The organism is Bacillus licheniformis DSM 13 = ATCC 14580, assembly GCF_000011645.1.
Lineage (GTDB): Bacteria > Bacillota > Bacilli > Bacillales > Bacillaceae > Bacillus > Bacillus licheniformis.
Genome location: NC_006270.3, coordinates 2,348,441 through 2,367,889 on the forward strand (window position 1 = coordinate 2,348,441; position 19,449 = coordinate 2,367,889).

Genomic DNA, 19,449 nt, shown 5'->3' on the forward strand with positions numbered 1-19,449 from the left:
CTCATACTCAGCTTTTCTAAACTAAAACCCATACACACTCCTGTGTATTTCAAGGTTTCTACAATCGTATTACAATTCAGTATTTTTTGTCAATGATAAATCAGGTCTGAGCGTTACTGCATTTTCCAAATAAACATGGCGGACTTCATCCTGCCGCATATCCGTCTGTACCGTCATCATCACTCTGATGCATTTTTTAAGGCCGTGTTCAACATCCATTTCCTGCATGCACATGACGGGCACATGCTGCCAGCCGTCAAACGTTCTGACGACCTTCGCGGGAAAAGCAGCGTGTATATCGGAAGTAGCAGAAATTAAGATCTGTACGACTTGTTCAGGTTTGAGTCGATTTTCATCGATCATTTTTCCGATCAGCTGCTTCGTCCGCTCCGTAATGTCTTTTTCTGTATCCCGGTCAATGGTCGTCGCTCCCCGAATACCGCGCATCATCATTTGTCTCCCTCCAATCTCCACATATTCAGCCATCGTTCGATTTCTTCGGCTTTAAAGGAGTGCAGCCGCACACTGCCGATCTTATCCAGAAGGACAAACTGAATGATGCCTCCGCGTGTTTTTTTATCGTTCATCATTCGATAGATAAGGGCTTCTGTTGAAACTTCGCGTTTCACGCTTTCCGGATAGCCGAGATTTTTCAGCCAGGCGGCGATTTTCGTACGGTCAACAGGACAATTCAGCACCTTCTCGCTGACAAACAAAGCAAATTGCATGCCTAAAGCGACGGCATCGCCATGGGTGATCTCTCCGTAGCCGTATTCGGCTTCAACGGCGTGGCCAAGCGTATGCCCGAAGTTCAAATAGGCCCTGATTCCCTGTTCGCGTTCGTCTTGTGAGACAACTTCCGCTTTAATCGAAATGCCTTTGTAAACCATTTCACTGAGCTGGCCGGTCGTAATCGCTTCTATTGAATCAAGTTTAAGCAATTCGTTCAAGAAAGATTCATCACGGATAAATGCGTGCTTAATGACTTCCGCAAGACCTGAACGCATTTCTTTTTCCGGAAGCGTGCTCAGGCATTCGGTGTCATATACCACCGCCTTCGGCTGATGAAAAGCGCCGATTAAGTTTTTTCCGAGCGGGTGATTAATGGCCACTTTCCCTCCGACTGCGCTGTCATGAGACAGCAGAGTCGTTGGGAATTGCACATAATCGATGCCCCTCATAAAAGTTGAAGCGACGAATCCTGCAAGATCGCCGACAACACCGCCGCCCAGCGCCACAATGCATGACGAGCGGTCAAGGTGAAATTGAATGGCTTCCGTCTGGAGCTTCATAAACATATCGATGGATTTGGCCTGCTCGCCGCTTGGCACCGCAACCTTTTTGACGGGCCATTTGCTGCGGAGAAGACTGAACAGCTCTTCTCCATAGCGTTTATCAACTTCTTCGTCGGTGATCAAAAGCAGTTTCGTCATCGGAAGGTTCAAGGATGACAAAAGCTCTGCCGCGTTTTTTCTAATGCCTCCCCCGATGAATACCGGGTAGGACAAAGAAGCGGTTTCGATTTGAAGTGATTTCATTAAAACTCCCTCGCAAGCTTTCTCATTTTCTCAACATTTTCAGCGATCCGGTCCATTTGGTCAACGCCAAACTGCTCGACGATCGCATTTGCGATTTCCCATGCAACAACCGCTTCAGCCACCACGCTTGCGGCAGGGACAGCGCAGGAGTCGGAACGCTCGATGCTCGCTGTAAACGGCTCTTTTGTCTCGATATCAACGCTTTTAAGCGGTTTGTATAACGTTGGAATCGGCTTCATCACACCTCTGACGACAATCGGCATTCCCGTTGTCATTCCGCCTTCAAGACCGCCGAGACGGTTTGTTGCCCGCGTATAGCCTTTTTCTTCGTCCCAGATGATTTCGTCATGGACTTCACTGCCGTTTTTGCGTGCGGCTTCAAAGCCGATGCCGAATTCAACCCCTTTAAAAGCATTGATGCTCAGTACGGCGGCTGCAAGCTTGCTGTCGAGTTTTCGGTCGTAATGGACATAGCTGCCGACTCCTACCGGCACCCCTTCAACTATCACCTCGACGATTCCGCCGATCGAATCCCCATTTGCTTTTGCTTCATCGATCGCGTCCATCATTTTCCTGCCCGCTTCTTCGTCATAGCATCTGACAGGGGACTCTTCGGTTACTTTTTTCAAGTTTTCGATAGATTCGTAATTTGTTTTTTCAGCTTTTACTCCGCCGATCTCCAGCACGTGGCCGGCCACTTGAATGCCGAGCTGGGAAAGGATCTTTTTGGCGACGGCTCCTGCCGCTACACGGACGGTCGTTTCTCTGGCAGATGAACGTTCAAGCACGTTGCGCATGTCTCTGTGCCCGTATTTGATCGCGCCGTTCAAATCGGCGTGCCCCGGTCTCGGCCTTGAAATCTGTCGTTTCATTTCGCTTTCTTCTTCAGCCGTGATCGGCTCTGAACCCATGATTTTCGTCCAGTGTTTCCAGTCATTGTTTTCGACGACGAGAGCGATCGGCGATCCAAGAGAACGCCCGTGTCTTACACCGCTTGTGATCCGCGCCTGGTCTTTTTCGATTTGCATCCGGCGTCCGCGGCCGTGGCCTTTTTGACGTCTTTGAAGCTCGTAATCGATGTCTTCTTTTGTGATATAAAGCCCCGCTGGGACTCCTTCGATAATTGTCGTAAGCTGCGGACCGTGAGATTCACCGGCTGTTAAATACCTCATGCTTTCGTTCTCCCTTCATCACATTAACGCTTTTAAGTAAAACTATAACATAACCCTTTATAAAAAGTCAGCTAACTTTTTTGATAGAAAAACGTATCTGTCGATTGAAAACCGTATTTTTCCGGATTGAAGATCTGTTCCGTGCTTCCGACAAACAAAATCCCCTTATTCTTCAGGCTGCCGCTGAACTTATGATAGATCTTCTCTTTTGCTTCCTCCGTAAAATAAATGAGCACATTGCGGCATACGATGATATCAAAATCTTTCTCATACGGATCAGCCAGTAAATTGTGCTTTTGAAAGCGGATGTTTTTCCTGATCTCGTCTTTGACTTTAAAGCGGTTTCCGTCTTGCGTAAAATAAAGTTCTTTCATCTCTTTCGGCACTTCCTGCAGGGACCTTTCCTGATATACGCCTTCTTTCGCTTTCTGAAGGACTTTGTCATCGATATCTGTTGCGATAATCTGATAGTCTGTGAGGCCTTTCTGTCTGCTTAAAATCATTGATAATGTATAAGGCTCTTCCCCGGTTGAACAAGCCGCGCTCCAAACTTTCAGCGTTTTCGCAGGCTTTAAAAGCGGCAGGATCGTTTTTTCGAGAACCTCCCACCTCTTATAGTTTCTGTAAAATTCTGAAACATTGATTGTCATTCTGTCCAATGTTTCCTGCAGAAGAGCTTCATTCTTTTCTAAAGCGAGCGCAAACTCGCGGAAATCGCCGTATCCTTTTTTCTCATATAGAGACGTCAGTCTTCTTTTCATTTGCGCCTCTTTGTACAATGCCAAATCCACACCAGTCATTTTTTTCCATTTATCAACAAAGAAACTGTAATTGTCCATGTTTTCTCTCCTAATCGTCGTGCTGATATGAGTACAATTATAGCTTGTTTTCTTTTAAATTTGTATCTTTAAAAGAAAAAAGCCCGCCCGCCGGCAGCCATTCTATTCCATATAAAAAAATCAGCTTTTCAGCTGATTTTTAGTAAATCCATTGATTCATTAATTTCTCGTCTTCAACAAGTTCGTCCTCTTTAAAAAACAAGTTGATTTCGCGTGCTGCACTTTCAGGAGAATCTGAACCGTGAATGATATTTTTTCCGACAAACATGCCGAAGTCTCCGCGGATTGTACCTGGAAGCGCTTCCTTAGGGTTCGTCTTCCCGATCAGCTGTCTGGCGACCGCGATTGCGTCCTCGCCTTCCCATACCATGGCGAATACCGGGCCTGAAGTAATAAAGTCGACAAGTTCGCCGAAAAACGGTTTCCCGTTATGTTCTTTATAATGCTCGCCTGCCGTCTCTTCTGAGACCTTCATCAGCTTGGCTCCGATTAATTGTAAGCCCTTACGTTCGAATCTTAACAAAATTTCGCCGATCAGCTGACGCTGAACGCCGTCAGGTTTTACCATCACAAAGGTTTTTTCCATAGTCGATTCTCCACCCCGCTAATATGTATAGGCTTTCAACACTACAACAGAAATATAGCATTTTTCAAACAATTAATCAATAAAGGGTGGAGAATATTCATACTTTCGACTCATTTGACGTTTTTTAGAACTTTCGCTTGCCGATGTATTTCGCAATTTGGCCCAGTGCCGTCCGCGCCCGGTTTTTCGGGAGCGTTTCAAGCAGTTCGAAAGCCTTGTTTAAATACATTTCACTGACCCTGAACGATTGTTCAATGGCATCCGTTTTCTTCAGCTCTTCGATCACTGGCTTGATCTGTTCTGGAGTGGTTTCACTGTTGACCAGCATCAGGCGCGCTTTTAGCTCAGGCGATTTCCGTGCATATAATACGGGAAGCGTGACATTCCCCTGAAGCAGATCGCTGCCCACAGGCTTGCCAAGCTCTTTTTCGCTTGAGGTGAAATCGAGGATGTCATCAATAATTTGATAGGACATGCCGACATAATAGCCAAACCAGTACAACGTTTTATGAATGTTTTCACCCGCACCAGCAGCAATGGCTCCAAGCTGGCAGCTCGACGCGATTAGAAGTGCTGTCTTGCGCCTGATTCTTCTCAAATAGGTTCTGAGATTTTGCTCCATATTATATTTATCTTTAATTTGTTCAATTTCTCCAAGACAGACTTCGACAATCGCCTTGGACAAGATTTCATGGGCTTTCGGTTCGTTTATTTTTGTCATCGCTTCAAGTGAGCGAGCGAACAAATAATCACCTGTATACATTGCAATCCGGTTATCCCACTTCGCTTTGATTGTCGGCTGTCCTCTTCTCAGCTCCGCATCATCGATGACATCGTCGTGTACGAGCGAAGCCATATGTATCAATTCCAACGAAACGGCAACATTTTTAATTTTGCTGATGTCGTATTCGCCGAACATGCCGGAAAGCAGGACAAACACGGGACGAATCCTCTTGCCTCCGGCCTGCAGCAAATGCAGGCTCGCTTCACTGAGCAATGGATAGTCGGAGTGCACGGTCTTTTCAAGCTCTTTTTCTATTAATTCAATATCGTCATTCAAAAAAGAATAAAACGTTGTCAATTTCATATCGATTCACCCGAGTATTTCTGTAGTCATCATCGCTTCCAGCCGACATGTGTTGCCGCTACGCCGCCTGTGAACGGATGATATTGAACATTTTTTAATCCAGCCTCTTCAAACAACGCGGCAAGCTCTTTCATACCAGGAAATTCCCTGGCCGATTCCTGAAGCCATGAATACTCCTTGAAGCTTTTGGCAAAGAGCTTTCCAAACATAGGCATAATGAAGCGGAAGTACAGGAAGTATAGCTGTTTGAACCCGAACATTTCAGGCTGGGACGTCTCAAGGCATACAACCTGGCCGCCGGGTTTTACCACGCGCGCCATCTCTTTTAATACGGTTAAATAGTCGGGAACATTGCGAAGCCCGAAGCCGATGGTGACATAGTCGAATGTATTATCCGGGAAGGGCAGTTCCATCGCATTGCCGTGGATCAATTCGATCTGGCTGTAGCTTTCCGTTTTTTGTTCGGCGATGCTCAGCATGTTTTTGCTGAAATCAAGGCCCTTGATTTCCCCTGTCTCTCCTGCCGCATCAGCGAGCGCGATCGTCCAGTCTCCCGTCCCGCAGCAGACGTCAAGCGCTGTGGCTCCTTTTGGAACGTTCATGAGCTGCATCGTTTTGTCGCGCCATTTTTTATGCTGTTTAAAGCTGATGACGGAGTTCATCTGGTCATAATTTTTATAAATCTTTTCAAACACGCCATGTACGCGCTGTTCTTTTGACTGCACCATGATTACCCTTCTTCCACTTTCTGATGATAAGTTCGTTTTTCAGGCCGAATTTCCTGCAGGCGTTTCAGAAGCCATTTTTGGACGGCGGGCTTTTTGGCAAGCGACTGGTTGATCGCAAGCTTGGCTTCTTTATAAGCCGCAGCAGCCAGCTGTCCGCATGAAGCCTGTCCTTCCGGAAACTCTTTCTGTATGATCGTCTCCAGCAGCCGGGAATCTGAAGCTTTTTCTTCGGCCGCAAACCTTTTAAAGACAAGAAAGTCATTGGCGGCTGTTTTCCAGTGAGGCAGGTAAAAGTGGTCGGCGAGATGGTGAAAAAGTGCAGCTTCCACTATGCTGACGCTTTTTTTCAGGCTGTCTGCATCTTTTGCGGAATGGTCGTAAAGCCTGATTTTGTGTTCGTTTATTTCTTTGATGGCCGCAGCGAGCGTCCGAATCATATAAATATCCTTCATACCCGATAACAGCGAGTAGTACATGCCGCTGAAGTAATCACCGGCCAATACGGTCAGCTGGCGGTTTTTATAATCGTCCTGTTTAATTGAAGCTGCGGTCGTGACTTCATCATGGGTATCAAGGGCTGTTTGAACAAGCATCGCCGTTAAGATGTAACTTTCCTTGTCAGCTTCTTTTAAATCCGTTTCCTCAAACAGAGCGTAGAAAAGAAACAGCTTATCCTCATCAACTTTCGGCGCAGTCAGATGCTTCGCCAAATATGGATGTGAAAGCTTTTGATTCAGCTTGATTTTCAAATAAGATAATTGTCCGTAGATGTCTTGCAAAGATATCACCCTTGTCCCAAAATTCGCAGTTTTTCTTTTGATTGATTATGTATCTTTTTTGAGCGGAGAAAGTTTAATTATACCATAATATGTTGAAAGATATTGTCTTATGCCACGCGGACGGGCATAAAAAGCCAGCCTGCTATTTTTTCGATTCGCTCTTCATCTCGCCGTTTGCCGTCTGAATAAGGGCCTCGCCCCGGACCTTGATCGCGGAGGTATGCTCGGTAAACTGGCAGATCATCACTTCTCCTTTATCAAGCTTTTCTGAATGATGAAATCTCGTGTCCGTCCCCCTTGTCAGTCCGATCACATTGACGCCGTCTTCAACGGCTTTGATAACGACAAAATCATTCGATTGATTATTGGTCATGTTCATCGCACACCTTCTCATTTTTAATCATGATGTTTTGATAAGCTCCAACACCTCAGAGCGAGCAGCCACATCCTGTCTAAACGTTCCCCTTACAGCTGAAGTGACAGTTTTTGAACCCGGCTTTTTCACGCCGCGCATCGTCATGCACATATGCTCGGCTTCAACAACCACCATTACACCGTGCGGAGTCAGCGTTTCAACAATGCTGTCGGCAATTGTTGACGTAATCCGCTCCTGAAGCTGCGGACGTTTTGCCACCGCTTCAACGGCTCTCGCCAACTTGCTGAGTCCTGTCACTTTTCCGCCTTTAGGGATATAGGCTACATGGGCTTTCCCGTAGAAAGGAACTAAATGGTGCTCACACATTGAATAAAAAGGAATATCTTTAACAAGAACAAGCTCTTCGTGATCCTCGCCGAAAATCGTTTTGAAATGCTCTTTCGGATCTTCGTTTAAACCCGCAAATACTTCAGCGTACATCTTTGCGACTCTTTTCGGTGTATCAAGAAGGCCCTCGCGGTTCGGATCTTCTCCGATCGCCTCCAATATTTGCCGGACGGCTTGTTCAATTTGGTCTTTGTTGATTTCTCTCATTGTTTTATATCCTCCAGAAACGCATACATTTAATTCAGATTCTAGCACACTTCAGCTTATAAAAGCAAAATGAAAGGTTTTTTGCCGGCAAAATGTTATCCGTCTAAAAAAGGCCTTTAAATTATGAAAAGCCCCTTTGAAAAGGGGCTTTCCTGTGAAGAAACAACATGGTATGTATTACGCGCGAAAACGGCATATACATACAATTATTTTCCTGCTACAGCGTCTTTAAGCGCTTTACCTGGTTTGAAAGCAGGTACTTTGCTTGCAGGGATTTCGATTTCTTCACCTGTTTGAGGATTGCGTCCTTTACGAGCTGAGCGCTCACGAACCTCAAAGTTACCAAAACCGATCAATTGAATTTTTTCACCGTTTTTAAGTGCATCTAAAATTGTATCAAAAACAGAATCAACTGCTTTAGTAGCGTCTTTTTTAGATAGTTCGCTTGCTTCTGCAACCGCATTGATTAGTTCTGTCTTGTTCATGCCTTTCACCTCCTCCCAAAAGGTATCAATCAATAGATTATCATCATTTCTTCACAGTTCAACCTGTTTCTATACCTGTTTGAACAGAAATTTCAAATAAATATAGAAAAGGCATTTCACGGCTTCCAGCGAAAATTTCACTTTGAGAGGAACGTTTGTCCAGTAAAGTGAAGATTTTCTGTTTGTAGATTAACACATCTGAATAGCCATATCAAGCATTTTAAAGCGATGATCCCTTATTCGTCAAGGTTTAAGCAGAATAAAACGAACAAATATTCCTGTTTTTTCTTTTTTAATCATAATCTTTCCTATATTTCCAGCCGCAAGCCCTTGCCGTCCAACCCCCTTTCACCGCGCCCGTTCAGCCTGTTTTCAGGCATAAAAAAAGACCTCCCGTATGATAAGAGGCCTTCCCTTTTATAAGATGATCGCAATCAAGCCGCCTGAGCCTTCATTGATAATGCGCTCCAGCGTCTCCTTCAGCTTATATCTCGCATTTTCAGGCATGAGTGACAGCTTCGCCTGAATCCCTTCTCTGACGATCGAGCTCAAGCTTCTTCCGAATATGTCGGAATTCCAGATTGACAGCGGATCGTCCTCAAAGTCCTGCATTAAATAGCGGACAAGCTCTTCGCTCTGCTTCTCTGTTCCGATGATCGGCGCAAACTCGCTTTCCACATCGACTTTGATCATATGAATCGACGGCGCCACCGCCTTCAGCCGGACTCCGAATCTTGAACCCTGCCTGATGATTTCCGGTTCATCCAGGCTCATATCGGTTAATGCGGGAGCTGCGATTCCATAGCCGGTTTGTTTCACCATTTTCAATGCATCTGAGACTTGATCATATTCGGTCTTGGCATGGGCAAAATCCTGCATGAGCTGAAGGAGGTGATCTTTTCCTCTGATTTCAACGCCGACGACTTCCCTCAAAATTTCATCGTACAGGTAATCCGGCGCGTATAAATCGATTTCCGCGATCCCCTGGCCCATTTCAATTCCGGCGAGGCTTGCGCGCTCGATGAAATCAAATTCGCTGAAGTGTCCGACGACGCGGTCGACATCTCTCAGTCTTTTAATATCTTTGACGGTTTCTTTAACGGAATCTTGATAGTTTTCCCTGAGCCAATGATTCTCTTTTAATACCATCACCCAGCTTGGAAGATTGACGTTGACTTCGAGCACAGGGAATTCGTAAAGCGCTTCTCTGAGAACGCTCAGAACGTCCGCTTCCCTCATGCTTTCAACGCTCATCGCCAGCACCGGAATGTCGTACTTTTCCATCAATTCTTGCCTGAGCGCTTCTGTTTCCGGATGATACGGCCTTACGGAATTGATGACCATGATAAACGGTTTTCCAACCTCTTTCAACTCGTCGATCACCCGTTCTTCAGCCTCGACATAATCCTGTCTGGCGATTTCTCCAATCGTGCCGTCAGTCGTAATCACAACACCGATTGTGGAGTGCTCTTGGATGACTTTTCTCGTGCCGATTTCGGCAGCTTCGTGAAACGGAATCGGCTCTTCATACCAAGGAGTATTGATCATTCTCGGCCCGTTTTCATCCTCGTATCCCTTTGCCCCGGGTACAGTATAGCCGACGCAGTCGACAAGCCTTATATTCACATCGAGTCCGTCACTGACATGAACTGACATTGCCTGATTCGGAACAAACTTCGGTTCAGTTGTCATAATGGTTTTGCCAGCGGCACTTTGGGGGAGCTCATCTTGTGCGCGCGCCCGGTCTGCTTCATTGTTGATATTCGGGAGCACCACTAGCTCCATAAATTTTTTGATAAACGTAGATTTTCCTGTACGTACAGCTCCTACGACACCTAAGTATATATCGCCTCCTGTTCGTTCAGCGATATCCTTGAAAATATCGACCTTTTCCAAGTGATCCCCTCCCGGACTTCCAATCCTTTTCAATTTTTTACTTCTTCATCAATCAAAAACAGGACACTATAGTGTATGACGTTGTCCTATTTCAATATGACAGCTTAGGGAAATTTTTTCGGCATACATGAAAAAACCTTTCTCCTCATTGTATGCCGAGGAGAAAGGTTCATGACTGATACTTGCATTTTGACCGATATTCTATTCGAGAAAAACAGGTTCCTGTTTGTCATTCACTGTGTACTTTACCGAAAACGCCGGAACGAAAGGCGTCTCTTCCCACATCAAATCTTGGACTTCCTCGCCCGGCTTTACCGTTTTTTTCGACTTCTTCATCAGCTTGGCCAAATCCATCCGGTAATCCACTTTAATGTCGCCTTTTTCATCGACGAGAAGCGGCAGCGAGGTGCCCGAAAGCGGACTCGTGACAGAAGGCGCCTCTTTCAGTCCGAGCTTTTCATGGTCAAGCATGAATAAGTTCTTGGATACGACTTTTTTATACGGCGGATACTTGTGCTGATCTTTATACATTTCGACCCGAAGCTTTAACTCCCTGATCATTTCCGACATTTTTACATCAATGAGCTTGACCGTCGGCTTTTTTTCCACATCGACAAGAACGTACAAGTACTCTCCGCCGTTTTCATAGGATGTGCCCGGCGGCTCAGCCATATACCGGGGGGACAGCCTGTTAAAATCGATAGGGTATTTTTGATAGATTGGCACGCCCATATCCCTTGTCTTAATCGGCAGAAGCCCTCCCGTCGCCTCCCTGAATTCATCAACGGCCGCCTGCACTTCTTTGAGCTGGTGCTGATGCGGTGCGCTGTTTTTCGCCTTTCTTTCTTCAGGGTACAAACAACCGCTTAACATGATTGCGGTCAATAAAATAGCGAGCAGAACGTTTACGATTTTCATATGAATCTTCCTTTTTTATGCATTATTCGTTGACGGGGCCGCTGAAGACGACAAAAAAGACGATCACGCCGGAGATGAGCATACATGTGTAGGCGACAAACGACGTGATAATTTTTAAAAAACGGTTTTTAAATTTATATCTGCTTATGTATATGGCAATCACCGCTAAGAACATCAGGCCCATTGATCCCAAGGCAAACCACATTTTTAACAGACCGACATTCACATTGAAGCCCTCCTTCTACCTTTTCTTGTGATGTAAGCGTTATATTTCATTTTATATAAGAAAAACCAGAAGTTCAACAGCTTTTCCAATATTTCGAAACGGAAAAAGCCGCAAAAAAAAGCCTGAAGCAAAGAGGGGGGCTTTGCTTCAGGCATAATGATTGTGACTATATAACCCAATTTGTAAGATACAGCTCTTCCAGACTTCGATTCTATTTTATGCAAGTCTTCGGACAAATGTATCCTCTCTTGCCTAAGTCTCCAAAATGTTTTGGTTTTTTTAAAACGAACTTAGAGGAGAGTATAAAAGCAGTTGATGATGGGGCGGTCATTTCATTTGATTTTCGAATGTGTTCACAAGATCTTCCATCTCGTGTGTTTTGACTCTTGCCATCAATGATTCGACTGCCGTCTCAACTTTTTCGCCGTCAAACAATACTTTGTGCAGTGCTTCGGTGATCGGCATTTTTACATCAAATTTCTTTGAAAGCTGATAAGCGGCTTTTGTCGTGCGGACCCCCTCGACGACCATCCCCATTTCTTCCAGAACTTCATCCAGCTTGAAGCCTTTACCCAGCATATTACCGGCTCGCCAATTTCGTGAATGGACGCTTGTGCAGGTGACGATCAAGTCCCCGATTCCAGTAAGACCCGAGAATGTCAGCGGATTTCCGCCCATTTTTGTGCCGAGCCGGGCGATTTCTGCCAAGCCCCTTGTAATCAGCGCGGCTTTCGCATTATCTCCGTATCCCAAACCGTCTGTAATGCCCGCGGCAAGCGCAATGACGTTTTTCAGCGCGCCGCCGATCTCTACGCCGATCATATCCGGATTCGTATACACGCGGAAATTCTGGTTCATAAACATATCCTGGATCGCCTGGGCCGATTCAATGCTGCTGTCGGCAGATACCGTTACTGTCGTCGGATGCCTTAAACCGACTTCTTCCGCATGGCTCGGTCCGGACAGAACGACGATGTCCTCCCTTAATTCAGCCGGAATTTCTTCTTTCATCATTTCAGAAATTCGAAGCAGTGTGTCAGGCTCAATTCCTTTTGAAACATGTACAAAAATCGCCTTTTGGTTGATGAAGGAAACAGCCTGTGCCAAAACTTCGCGGATCGCTTTTGTCGGAACGGCGACAATGATCGTCTTGACATCAGCCACTGCAGCTTCAAGATCTGTTGTGGCACGCACGTTTTCAGAAAGTTTGACACCCGGCAGATAATCTTTGTTTTCATGATGTTCATTGATTTGCTGAATCAGTTCTTCACGATGGCCCCATATGCACACATCGTACTGGTTGTCCGCCAAAACGAGCGCCAAGGCTGTTCCCCAGCTTCCGGCTCCCAAAATCGATACTTTTGTCATTTTTACTACACCTCTTTATTTTCTTGCTCTTGCGAAAATCCTGATTGGTGTTCCTTCAAATCCGAAGGCGTCGCGTATCCGGTTTTCCAAAAAGCGTTCGTAAGAAAAATGCATCAGCTCAGGGTCATTGACAAATACGACAAATGTCGGCGGCTTCACAGCCACTTGTGTCGCATAATAAATTTTTAACCGGTTTCCATTATGCGTCGGCGTCGGGTTCATAGCCACCGCATCCATAATGATATCATTAAGAATATTGGTCTGCACCCTCATCGAATGGTTTTCGCTCGCCGTCATGACCGCAGGCATCAGCGTATGGATGCGCTTTTTAGTCAAAGCGGACATAAACAAAACAGGCGCGTAGTCCAAAAATTGAAAGTGGTCTCTAACCTTTTCTTCAAATTCTTTCATCGTCCGCTCGTCTTTTTCGACTGCATCCCATTTGTTTACGACGATGACAACAGCTTTTCCTGCTTCATGCGCATAGCCGGCAATCCGCTTGTCCTGCTCAATAATGCCTTCTTCGCCGTCCAAGACGACGCAGACGACTTCTGAACGGTCGATCGCCTTTAAAGCTCGGAGGACGCTGTATTTTTCAGTTGCCTCATACACTTTCCCCTTTTTTCTCATCCCGGCTGTATCCACGATGACAAAGTCTCTTTGATTGTATGTAAACCTCGTGTCAATGGCGTCGCGCGTCGTTCCCGCAATATTGCTGACGATAACGCGCTCTTCTCCAATCATGGCGTTTACAAGGGAGGATTTTCCGACGTTCGGCCGGCCGATGAGGCAAAATTGAACGACTTCATCCTCATACTTCGTCTCGGGTATGTTTTTAAAATGTTCGCTGACCGCGTCAAGCAGATCGCCGAGACCAAGGCCATGCGTCCCTGAAATCGGGAACGGCTCGCCAAAGCCGAGGGCATAAAAATCGTAAATGTTTGCTCTCATTTCAGGATTATCCACTTTATTAACCGCCAGAACGACGGGTTTTTTTGTACGGTATAAAATTTTTGCCACTTCTTCATCAGCGGCTGTGACGCCTTCGCGGCCGTTCGTCATGAAAATAATCACATCTGCTTCTTCCATGGCGATCTCGGCCTGATGGCGAATCTGCGCCAAAAACGGCTCATCGCCGACTTCGATTCCGCCTGTATCAATCAGGTTGAAGTCGTGATTCAGCCACTCGGCAGAGCTGTATATCCGATCCCGCGTCACGCCAGGTGTATCTTCCACAATCGAAATTCTTTCGCCCGCGATCCTGTTAAAGATCGTGGACTTCCCCACATTGGGTCTTCCAACTATGGCTACGACAGGTTTTCCCATAGTACCCTTCCTTTCAATTCAGTAAAGCTTTTCCATCTTTAAATGAATGATCATTTGTTTCTCTTTTCAAAAAATCAGTTTGAAGAAAGAAACCCTTCTTATTCCATACAGAAGGGCTTAACTCATATATTATATCAATTTCTAAAGAGATCACAACTGTAATTAAAAATGTTTCACAATCAAATAAAGGTCATCTCCTATTCCGTGGGCGATTCCGTCGAGAATGGCTTCAAGGTTTTTGGCGTACGTGTTCATTTCCTCGGGGGTGTCGCAGAAAAATGCAGCCGTCCCGCCGATCACTCTGTCTCGCCTCGTTGTGACGACGGCGAGAATGAATTTTTCGATTGATTCGCTCATTTTATCACCTTGCTGTGCTTTTCTTTAATGAATTCCATCGGTACGCGGATGGCGTTTTCCAGCGTCGGAACATCGCCGATGACCCTGATCGCCGTCTCTTTGTCCTTGATGACCGGAAGGACAAAAACCGCGACCCGCCCGTCATTCAAATCCCTTTTCGCAAGCGGCGAAAGAGAGGGTTCTCCAGAATCTCGATACACGCCGAGCACATTTGAAACGTCAAATAAAATCGCTTGTCTTTGCCCGAGATTGGCAATCGTTACTGCGGAATTAAAATTTTTCGGCTTCAAAATAAACCCCATGCCGTGTTCCAAAATCAGCTTCCGCTTTTCGGGAAGCCCGATATTCATAATGTAAATATTGTCGACATAAAGTCCGGCCCCTTCAAAATGAGGCTTTTTATACTCTATATCGGCGATATCCTTAATAAAGCTTCCGGACATTAAGATTCTGCCCGCGATAAAACAGATCAAAGCAGCAGCAAGGCCTGCCCATACCGATGAAAACAGAATGTATGCGAGGGTCGTCAGGAGCGATGTAAAAATGACAATGTAATTCCTGCTTTCAAAGGCGATCGCGATTCCTTCGATATACGTGCTGCCTCTTGAAACGAGTTCATAGCCGTCAAGCTGCGTCAATGTTTCCCGTTCCATGTTCCGGACATCCCTGAATTGGGTTGCAGCCAGCGTTAAAAACGTAATCGCTGTATAATCCGATTTCAAGATTGACGGAATAATGATCGCGCCAATGCTGGCAGCGATCAAAGCCAGCGCAATATGTATCGTTTTCCCATGAAGATAAGTGGGGTACTGGCGGTAGTCGGTTCGGAGCATATATACTCTGACAACAATACCTGCGACAATTCCCAAGATGATCGGATAAGTATATTGGCTCATGACATTTTTGCTGCTCCTTTATTCAATCGCTTCAATTTATGATAGACTTGATGCATCAGCTGTTCATACTGGGATATTCCGTAAACGAGAACGATCCCCGCAGCGCACATTGACAGCCATGAATAACCGCCCGCTGCAATGTCTCCATAGAGCTTTCTGATGACGAATGTATACAAGAGCTCCCCCTGGCACATCCCGAGCACAAACACCCCGAGACGGACGGCGAAGCTTCTTTCAAAAGCTGCTGTCATGATGACAAACAAGATGATGATCAGCCATTCAGGCTTTAGGATAAACCAAACAGGGTCATATAATGCAAACAGAAACAAAAAACCGTAGGCGGACACCATCGAGAGATGAAGCAGCAGCCGCTTGACACTTTTATGAAGCCTCAAAAAACCGCACAGCATGAAGGCTCCGATATAAAACGACAAATAGGCGGCATTAAAATACATAAAGAGCCTGACCTGATACATACTTAAAATGATGTTGAGCAAAATAAATGCTGACGCATAAAAGCGAAACCTGTTTTTCTCGAGGATAAAAGTCGTCAGCACCCATAAAAACCACATTGACCAATAATAATAGAATTCTTCCATATGTTTTCGTCCTCCATTTTCAGTATGGAGCGACTTAAGATTTTTTAAACGTGCGATAAGGAGGGAACAGCGTTGGGAAAAGACAGACAGGAAAAGAAGCTGAAACAGCAGAAGCGAACCGAATCGGACCGTGACCAGTCGATCAGCTACAATGGCGCCGCCTCTCTCGAAAGTGCGGAGGACGCGCGCAAGCGAAACCCGTAAAAAAACCGGCTCAAGAGAAGCCGGTTTTTTTAACGCATGCTGTAAACAAAGGGGTCAACACCCCTCGCTTTCAGCCAATGATATGTATCGCCCTTGATGACGAGCGGCGCTTTTTTCAACTGTTCAATCGTCCTGCAACCCAAGACGGTCATAATTCTTTTGAAATCTTCTATCAGGCTCTCGATTTCGGCGGCTAACGCCTCTTCTCCCGAAGCTGTCAGCACCTTGAGAAAATAGCCTGCCATCCCAGCCGCAGACGCGCCCAGCGCTATCGATTTGGCCAAATCAAGGGCATCTTGTATGCCGCCGGATGCGATAATCGGCCGATCGCCGGATATCGAACTGACTTCGGCCAGGCTGGCTGCTGTCGATATGCCCCATTGATCGAAAAACTCAACTGCTTTATCCCTGCGCAAATTTTCGATTTTCGAAAAATTCGTTCCCCCGAAACCGCCGACATCGATCGCCTGAACGCCGACGTTAAAAAGCCGGGCCGCGGTATCCCTGCTCATCCCAAAGCCAACCTCTTTTACGGCGACTGGTACGCTGACACTCCGGCAGATGTCTTCAATCCGGCGCAGGCGTCCTGTAAAATTGCGGTCGCCTTCAGGCATGACGATTTCCTGAATCACATTGAGGTGAATTTGAAGCATATCGGCTTCAATCATGTCGACCGCCCGCTTGGCCTGTTCCACTGTCGCTTCGCTCCCCAAATTGGCGAATACAAGCCCCTTCATATTTTCTTTTCTGACGATCTCGTATGAAGGTCGCTCATCGGGATCTTTCAAAGCGGACATTTGCGAGCCGACAGCGACCGGTATGCCTGTTTGTGCAGCCGCCCTCGCCAAAGCCCTGTTGATCTCAAACGTCGCCTTCCCGCCTCCGCCTGTCATCGCATTGATAAAAATAGGCGAACTTAAAAACAGTTCGCCTATTTTGGTTGAAGTATCAACTTGTGACAATTCCGTTTCCGGAAGGCTGACGTGAACAAATGTGATATCATCAAGCCCGGTCTGACGTTTCTGTCCGGTGGACAGGGCATGATCAATGTGTTCTTTTTTTCTTTTTGCTCGCGTCACCATCATCACCAAATTTTACTTTAATTTATTCAGTTTGTCTCCGATCATTTCACCGAGCTGGAACCCTGAAGACTCTTCCTTCGCCTGGTACTGACGGTAATCTTCCTGCTCTGCTTTATCGGTGTTTTCTTCAAGCTCTTTCATGCTTAAAGAAATGCGCTCTTCCTCTTCATTGACATCAAGCACTTTCACTTTTACGTCCTGGCCTTCCTCAAGCACTTCATGAGGCGTTCCGATGTGTTTGTTGGAGATTTGCGAAATGTGGACGAGGCCTTCAACTCCAGGAAGCACTTCGACAAATGCACCGAAGCTCACCAAGCGCTGAACTTTTCCGTCCAATACGTCTCCAGGCTTCACCTTTTCACCGATGTTGGACCAAGGTCCAGGAAGCGTTTCTTTGATCGATAGCGAAATTCGTTCATTGTCGCGGTCGACGGACAGCACTTTGACTTTGACATCCTGGCCTTCTTCGACGACGTCCGACGGTTTTTCAACGTGTGAATGCGAGAGCTGGGAGATGTGAACAAGACCGTCAATGCCGCCGATGTCAACGAAAGCACCGAAGTCTGTCAGGCGCTGTACTTTTCCTTCAAGCACCTGTCCGGCTTCCAGCGTTTGAAGAAATTCTTGTTTTCTTTCTGACTGCTCTTTTTCTACAACCGCACGGTGTGATAAAATCACGCGGTTTTTATCTCTGTCAAGTTCAACGACGATTAAAGTAAGCGTCTTTCCTTTATAATCTGTAAAATCTTCGACAAAATGCGCCTCTACAAGCGATGCGGGAATGAATCCGCGCACGCCGATATCGACGACCAGACCGCCTTTAACGACGTCTTTTACTTCGGCTTCAAACACTTCTTTTGACTCAAACTTTTTCTCTAGGTCTTCCCAAGCGCGGTCTGCATCAACAGCACGTTTTGATAAAATCAATGCATCGTCTTCCACTTTTGTCACTTTTAATTCAAGCTCATCGTCAACATTGACGACATCTGATGCTTTTTCAACATGAAGACTTGATAATTCACTGATTGGGATAATTCCGGTTTGCTTGCAGTTGGGGATGTCAACATCGACATGCTTGTCCTCAACTTTCGTTACAATACCTTTCACCACATCTCCAACCTCTGGTACTTGAACATCAATTTGATTCATTTCCTCTGTCATTTCAATAACCTCCTTGGTCCAAACCTACACAGCTTTTGTAAAAACGGTTATTCCGGACGAAATGATATCCGCTCCGGACAGCCGATATGTATTAAAGAACCATTCAAAAATGGATATTTGAATGTTCTAAAACATGATTTATTATTACTAACTTCTAATAAAAGCCTGTGTTTGTCAAGTCAAAACATGCAGACAATAAGTAATTTGCCCGGATTTTTTATTTTTGAGCCTTTTTGTCTACAATCTGCAGAATTTTTTCGGCCACTTCATCGATCGTCAATGAAGTCGTGTCGATTTCAAGCGCATCGTCCGCTTTTTTCAACGGGGAAATCTCGCGCTCTGAATCGAGTTTGTCACGGCGCCTGATTTCTTCTGCAAGCGTTTCATAATTTACATTGTACCCTTTTTTGACGTTTTCTTCAAAGCGGCGTTTTGCCCGCTCCTCGACGGACGCCAAGAGAAATATTTTCACTTCCGCATTCGGGAGAACGTGGGTTCCGATGTCGCGGCCGTCCATGACGACTCCGCCTTTTTCAGCCAGCTGCTGCTGCCTTTTCGTCATTTCTTCGCGGATCCCGGCGTATTTGGCGACGATGGAGACTTGGTTGCTCACGCTATCCGTGCGGATCGCCTCTGTTACATCTTCGCCTGCGATATAAACCTTCTGCTCTCCTTCAGGCGAAACCGTGAGATCGATGGCAGATTCTTTTAACAAGGCCGTCAGCGCCGCTTCGTCGTTTAAATCAACGCCCTTTTCCAGCGCTAGATACGTAATCGCCCTGTACATGGCACCCGTATCAATATAAATATACGACTTTTTTCTGGCCACGATTTTCGCCACGGTGCTTTTTCCGGCTGCCGCAGGGCCGTCTATTGCAATGCATAATTTCTTTTCCATAATTCCTCTCCTTGCTATCTGGTACTCCTTATAGGATTGTATCATGTATTAGGCGAAAAAGGGGAGATTTTAGCGTGAATTACGGCTTAAATGTCTCGATCCATTCGCCGATTTTCATGTTGTTCACGCCTTCATACTGCACGACCTTTGACAGATAAGGCTCAGCCTTGGAGAAATGAAAAAGAAGCTGCACGCTGATTAAAATGACCGTCTGTACGACGAGTATCTTAAATAATAACCGTTCGATTGTTTTCATATTATTCCTCCGCTGCCCGGAAAATTTATGGCCCCGGGCATTTTCAATTTACCGGCGGACGTTCCGCCCATATGTTCA

The 19,449-nt window shown here is 45.9% G+C and carries 24 protein-coding genes; 1 reads left to right on the forward strand and 23 read right to left on the reverse strand.

Annotated features, from left to right (window positions below; genetic code table 11):
- Positions 1-69 precede the first annotated feature (69 nt).
- The 19 genes from aroH to TRNA_RS33535 form a co-directional block, all read right to left on the reverse strand.
- Positions 70-453: a chorismate mutase gene (gene aroH / locus TRNA_RS33440; RefSeq protein ID WP_003182984.1), complete on the reverse strand. Its 384-nt coding sequence runs from the start codon at positions 451-453 to the stop codon at positions 70-72.
- On the reverse strand, positions 450-1,538 hold the full coding sequence (gene aroB, locus TRNA_RS33445; protein WP_011198071.1) for a 3-dehydroquinate synthase: 1,089 nt from the start codon (positions 1,536-1,538) through the stop codon (positions 450-452). Before aroB ends, aroH begins: the two co-directional genes overlap by 4 nt.
- Positions 1,538-2,710: a chorismate synthase gene (gene aroC, locus TRNA_RS33450; RefSeq protein ID WP_003182989.1), complete on the reverse strand. Its 1,173-nt coding sequence runs from the start codon at positions 2,708-2,710 to the stop codon at positions 1,538-1,540. The genes aroB and aroC overlap by 1 nt, the downstream gene beginning before the upstream one ends.
- A 71-nt stretch (positions 2,711-2,781) precedes the next feature.
- Complete coding sequence (locus TRNA_RS33455; protein ID WP_011198072.1) at positions 2,782-3,549, reverse strand: CheR family methyltransferase; 768 nt, start codon at positions 3,547-3,549, stop codon at positions 2,782-2,784.
- Positions 3,550-3,688: 139 nt separating this feature from the next.
- A complete protein-coding gene (gene ndk, locus TRNA_RS33460) occupies positions 3,689-4,135 on the reverse strand; it encodes a nucleoside-diphosphate kinase (RefSeq protein ID WP_003182994.1) in 447 nt (148 codons plus the stop codon).
- A 124-nt stretch (positions 4,136-4,259) separates the two neighbouring features.
- Positions 4,260-5,222: a heptaprenyl diphosphate synthase component II gene (gene hepT, locus TRNA_RS33465; protein ID WP_003182996.1), complete on the reverse strand. Its 963-nt coding sequence runs from the start codon at positions 5,220-5,222 to the stop codon at positions 4,260-4,262.
- Between the two features lie 29 nt (positions 5,223-5,251).
- Positions 5,252-5,950, reverse strand: a complete 699-nt coding sequence (locus TRNA_RS33470; RefSeq protein ID WP_003182998.1) for a demethylmenaquinone methyltransferase — start codon at positions 5,948-5,950, stop codon at positions 5,252-5,254.
- 2 nt (positions 5,951-5,952) lie between these two features.
- Positions 5,953-6,729 (reverse strand): heptaprenyl diphosphate synthase component 1, encoded by a 777-nt coding sequence (locus tag TRNA_RS33475; RefSeq protein ID WP_003183000.1) that lies wholly within the window; start codon positions 6,727-6,729, stop codon positions 5,953-5,955.
- A 142-nt stretch (positions 6,730-6,871) separates the two neighbouring features.
- Entirely contained in the window at positions 6,872-7,102 is a 231-nt protein-coding gene (gene mtrB / locus TRNA_RS33480) for a trp RNA-binding attenuation protein MtrB (RefSeq protein ID WP_011198073.1), read from the reverse strand.
- Positions 7,103-7,129: 27 nt separating this feature from the next.
- The gene (gene folE / locus TRNA_RS33485) at positions 7,130-7,699 is read right to left on the reverse strand and encodes a GTP cyclohydrolase I FolE (protein ID WP_003183004.1); all 570 of its coding nucleotides are present in this window, start codon (positions 7,697-7,699) and stop codon (positions 7,130-7,132) included.
- A gap of 206 nt (positions 7,700-7,905) precedes the next feature.
- Positions 7,906-8,184, reverse strand: a complete 279-nt coding sequence (hbs, locus tag TRNA_RS33490; protein WP_003183006.1) for a non-specific DNA-binding protein Hbs — start codon at positions 8,182-8,184, stop codon at positions 7,906-7,908.
- 417 nt (positions 8,185-8,601) lie between these two features.
- On the reverse strand, positions 8,602-10,080 hold the full coding sequence (gene spoIVA, locus TRNA_RS33495) for a stage IV sporulation protein A (protein WP_003183009.1): 1,479 nt from the start codon (positions 10,078-10,080) through the stop codon (positions 8,602-8,604).
- 201 nt (positions 10,081-10,281) lie between these two features.
- On the reverse strand, positions 10,282-10,998 hold the full coding sequence (locus TRNA_RS33500) for a hypothetical protein (protein WP_003183010.1): 717 nt from the start codon (positions 10,996-10,998) through the stop codon (positions 10,282-10,284).
- Positions 10,999-11,020: 22 nt separating this feature from the next.
- Positions 11,021-11,224, reverse strand: coding sequence for a DUF2768 domain-containing protein (locus TRNA_RS33505; RefSeq protein WP_003183013.1), 204 nt, complete (start codon positions 11,222-11,224; stop codon positions 11,021-11,023).
- Positions 11,225-11,551: 327 nt separating this feature from the next.
- Positions 11,552-12,592 carry an NAD(P)H-dependent glycerol-3-phosphate dehydrogenase gene (locus TRNA_RS33515; RefSeq protein WP_003183015.1) on the reverse strand — a complete coding sequence of 347 codons (1,041 nt, stop codon included), beginning with the start codon at positions 12,590-12,592 and terminating at the stop codon, positions 11,552-11,554.
- A 15-nt stretch (positions 12,593-12,607) separates the two neighbouring features.
- The gene (gene der, locus TRNA_RS33520) at positions 12,608-13,918 is read right to left on the reverse strand and encodes a ribosome biogenesis GTPase Der (RefSeq protein WP_003183017.1); all 1,311 of its coding nucleotides are present in this window, start codon (positions 13,916-13,918) and stop codon (positions 12,608-12,610) included.
- Positions 13,919-14,080: 162 nt separating this feature from the next.
- Entirely contained in the window at positions 14,081-14,275 is a 195-nt protein-coding gene (locus TRNA_RS33525; protein ID WP_003183019.1) for a capping complex subunit for YIEGIA, read from the reverse strand.
- Complete coding sequence (locus TRNA_RS33530; protein ID WP_003183021.1) at positions 14,272-15,171, reverse strand: YIEGIA family protein; 900 nt, start codon at positions 15,169-15,171, stop codon at positions 14,272-14,274. Before TRNA_RS33530 ends, TRNA_RS33525 begins: the two co-directional genes overlap by 4 nt.
- Complete coding sequence (locus TRNA_RS33535) at positions 15,168-15,770, reverse strand: YphA family membrane protein (RefSeq protein ID WP_003183023.1); 603 nt, start codon at positions 15,768-15,770, stop codon at positions 15,168-15,170. The genes TRNA_RS33530 and TRNA_RS33535 overlap by 4 nt, the downstream gene beginning before the upstream one ends.
- Before the next feature lie 72 nt (positions 15,771-15,842).
- On the opposite strand from TRNA_RS33535, the gene TRNA_RS43320 reads away from it, so the two are divergent.
- Positions 15,843-15,974: a YpzI family protein gene (locus TRNA_RS43320; protein WP_003183025.1), complete on the forward strand. Its 132-nt coding sequence runs from the start codon at positions 15,843-15,845 to the stop codon at positions 15,972-15,974.
- Positions 15,975-16,003: 29 nt separating this feature from the next.
- Here TRNA_RS43320 and fni read toward each other — a convergent pair whose 3' ends face one another.
- The 4 genes from fni to TRNA_RS43635 all read right to left on the reverse strand — a co-directional run bounded on the left by fni (position 16,004) and on the right by TRNA_RS43635 (position 19,371).
- Complete coding sequence (gene fni, locus TRNA_RS33540; RefSeq protein WP_011198074.1) at positions 16,004-17,053, reverse strand: type 2 isopentenyl-diphosphate Delta-isomerase; 1,050 nt, start codon at positions 17,051-17,053, stop codon at positions 16,004-16,006.
- Between the two features lie 15 nt (positions 17,054-17,068).
- Positions 17,069-18,217, reverse strand: a complete 1,149-nt coding sequence (rpsA, locus tag TRNA_RS33545) for a 30S ribosomal protein S1 (protein WP_003183030.1) — start codon at positions 18,215-18,217, stop codon at positions 17,069-17,071.
- A gap of 217 nt (positions 18,218-18,434) precedes the next feature.
- Positions 18,435-19,115: a (d)CMP kinase gene (gene cmk, locus TRNA_RS33550; RefSeq protein WP_003183032.1), complete on the reverse strand. Its 681-nt coding sequence runs from the start codon at positions 19,113-19,115 to the stop codon at positions 18,435-18,437.
- Positions 19,116-19,194: 79 nt separating this feature from the next.
- A complete protein-coding gene (locus TRNA_RS43635) occupies positions 19,195-19,371 on the reverse strand; it encodes a YpfB family protein (protein ID WP_003183034.1) in 177 nt (58 codons plus the stop codon).
- Positions 19,372-19,449: the final 78 nt, after the last annotated feature.

Coding starts and splice junctions, on each gene's coding strand:
- cmk (WP_003183032.1), bottom strand. CDS start 19,115: ATGGAAAAGAAATTATGCATTGCAATAGACGGCCCTGCGGCAGCCGGA.
- aroB (WP_011198071.1), bottom strand. CDS start 1,538: ATGAAATCACTTCAAATCGAAACCGCTTCTTTGTCCTACCCGGTATTC.
- TRNA_RS33455 (WP_011198072.1), bottom strand. CDS start 3,549: ATGGACAATTACAGTTTCTTTGTTGATAAATGGAAAAAAATGACTGGT.
- TRNA_RS43635 (WP_003183034.1), bottom strand. CDS start 19,371: ATGAAAACAATCGAACGGTTATTATTTAAGATACTCGTCGTACAGACG.
- aroH (WP_003182984.1), bottom strand. CDS start 453: ATGATGATGCGCGGTATTCGGGGAGCGACGACCATTGACCGGGATACA.
- der (WP_003183017.1), bottom strand. CDS start 13,918: ATGGGAAAACCTGTCGTAGCCATAGTTGGAAGACCCAATGTGGGGAAG.
- TRNA_RS33530 (WP_003183021.1), bottom strand. CDS start 15,171: ATGAGCCAATATACTTATCCGATCATCTTGGGAATTGTCGCAGGTATT.
- TRNA_RS33525 (WP_003183019.1), bottom strand. CDS start 14,275: ATGAGCGAATCAATCGAAAAATTCATTCTCGCCGTCGTCACAACGAGG.
- folE (WP_003183004.1), bottom strand. CDS start 7,699: ATGAGAGAAATCAACAAAGACCAAATTGAACAAGCCGTCCGGCAAATA.
- rpsA (WP_003183030.1), bottom strand. CDS start 18,217: ATGACAGAGGAAATGAATCAAATTGATGTTCAAGTACCAGAGGTTGGA.
- TRNA_RS33470 (WP_003182998.1), bottom strand. CDS start 5,950: ATGGTGCAGTCAAAAGAACAGCGCGTACATGGCGTGTTTGAAAAGATT.
- TRNA_RS33515 (WP_003183015.1), bottom strand. CDS start 12,592: ATGACAAAAGTATCGATTTTGGGAGCCGGAAGCTGGGGAACAGCCTTG.
- aroC (WP_003182989.1), bottom strand. CDS start 2,710: ATGAGGTATTTAACAGCCGGTGAATCTCACGGTCCGCAGCTTACGACA.
- TRNA_RS33500 (WP_003183010.1), bottom strand. CDS start 10,998: ATGAAAATCGTAAACGTTCTGCTCGCTATTTTATTGACCGCAATCATG.
- hbs (WP_003183006.1), bottom strand. CDS start 8,184: ATGAACAAGACAGAACTAATCAATGCGGTTGCAGAAGCAAGCGAACTA.
- TRNA_RS33535 (WP_003183023.1), bottom strand. CDS start 15,770: ATGGAAGAATTCTATTATTATTGGTCAATGTGGTTTTTATGGGTGCTG.
- ndk (WP_003182994.1), bottom strand. CDS start 4,135: ATGGAAAAAACCTTTGTGATGGTAAAACCTGACGGCGTTCAGCGTCAG.
- mtrB (WP_011198073.1), bottom strand. CDS start 7,102: ATGACCAATAATCAATCGAATGATTTTGTCGTTATCAAAGCCGTTGAA.
- hepT (WP_003182996.1), bottom strand. CDS start 5,222: ATGAAATTGACAACGTTTTATTCTTTTTTGAATGACGATATTGAATTA.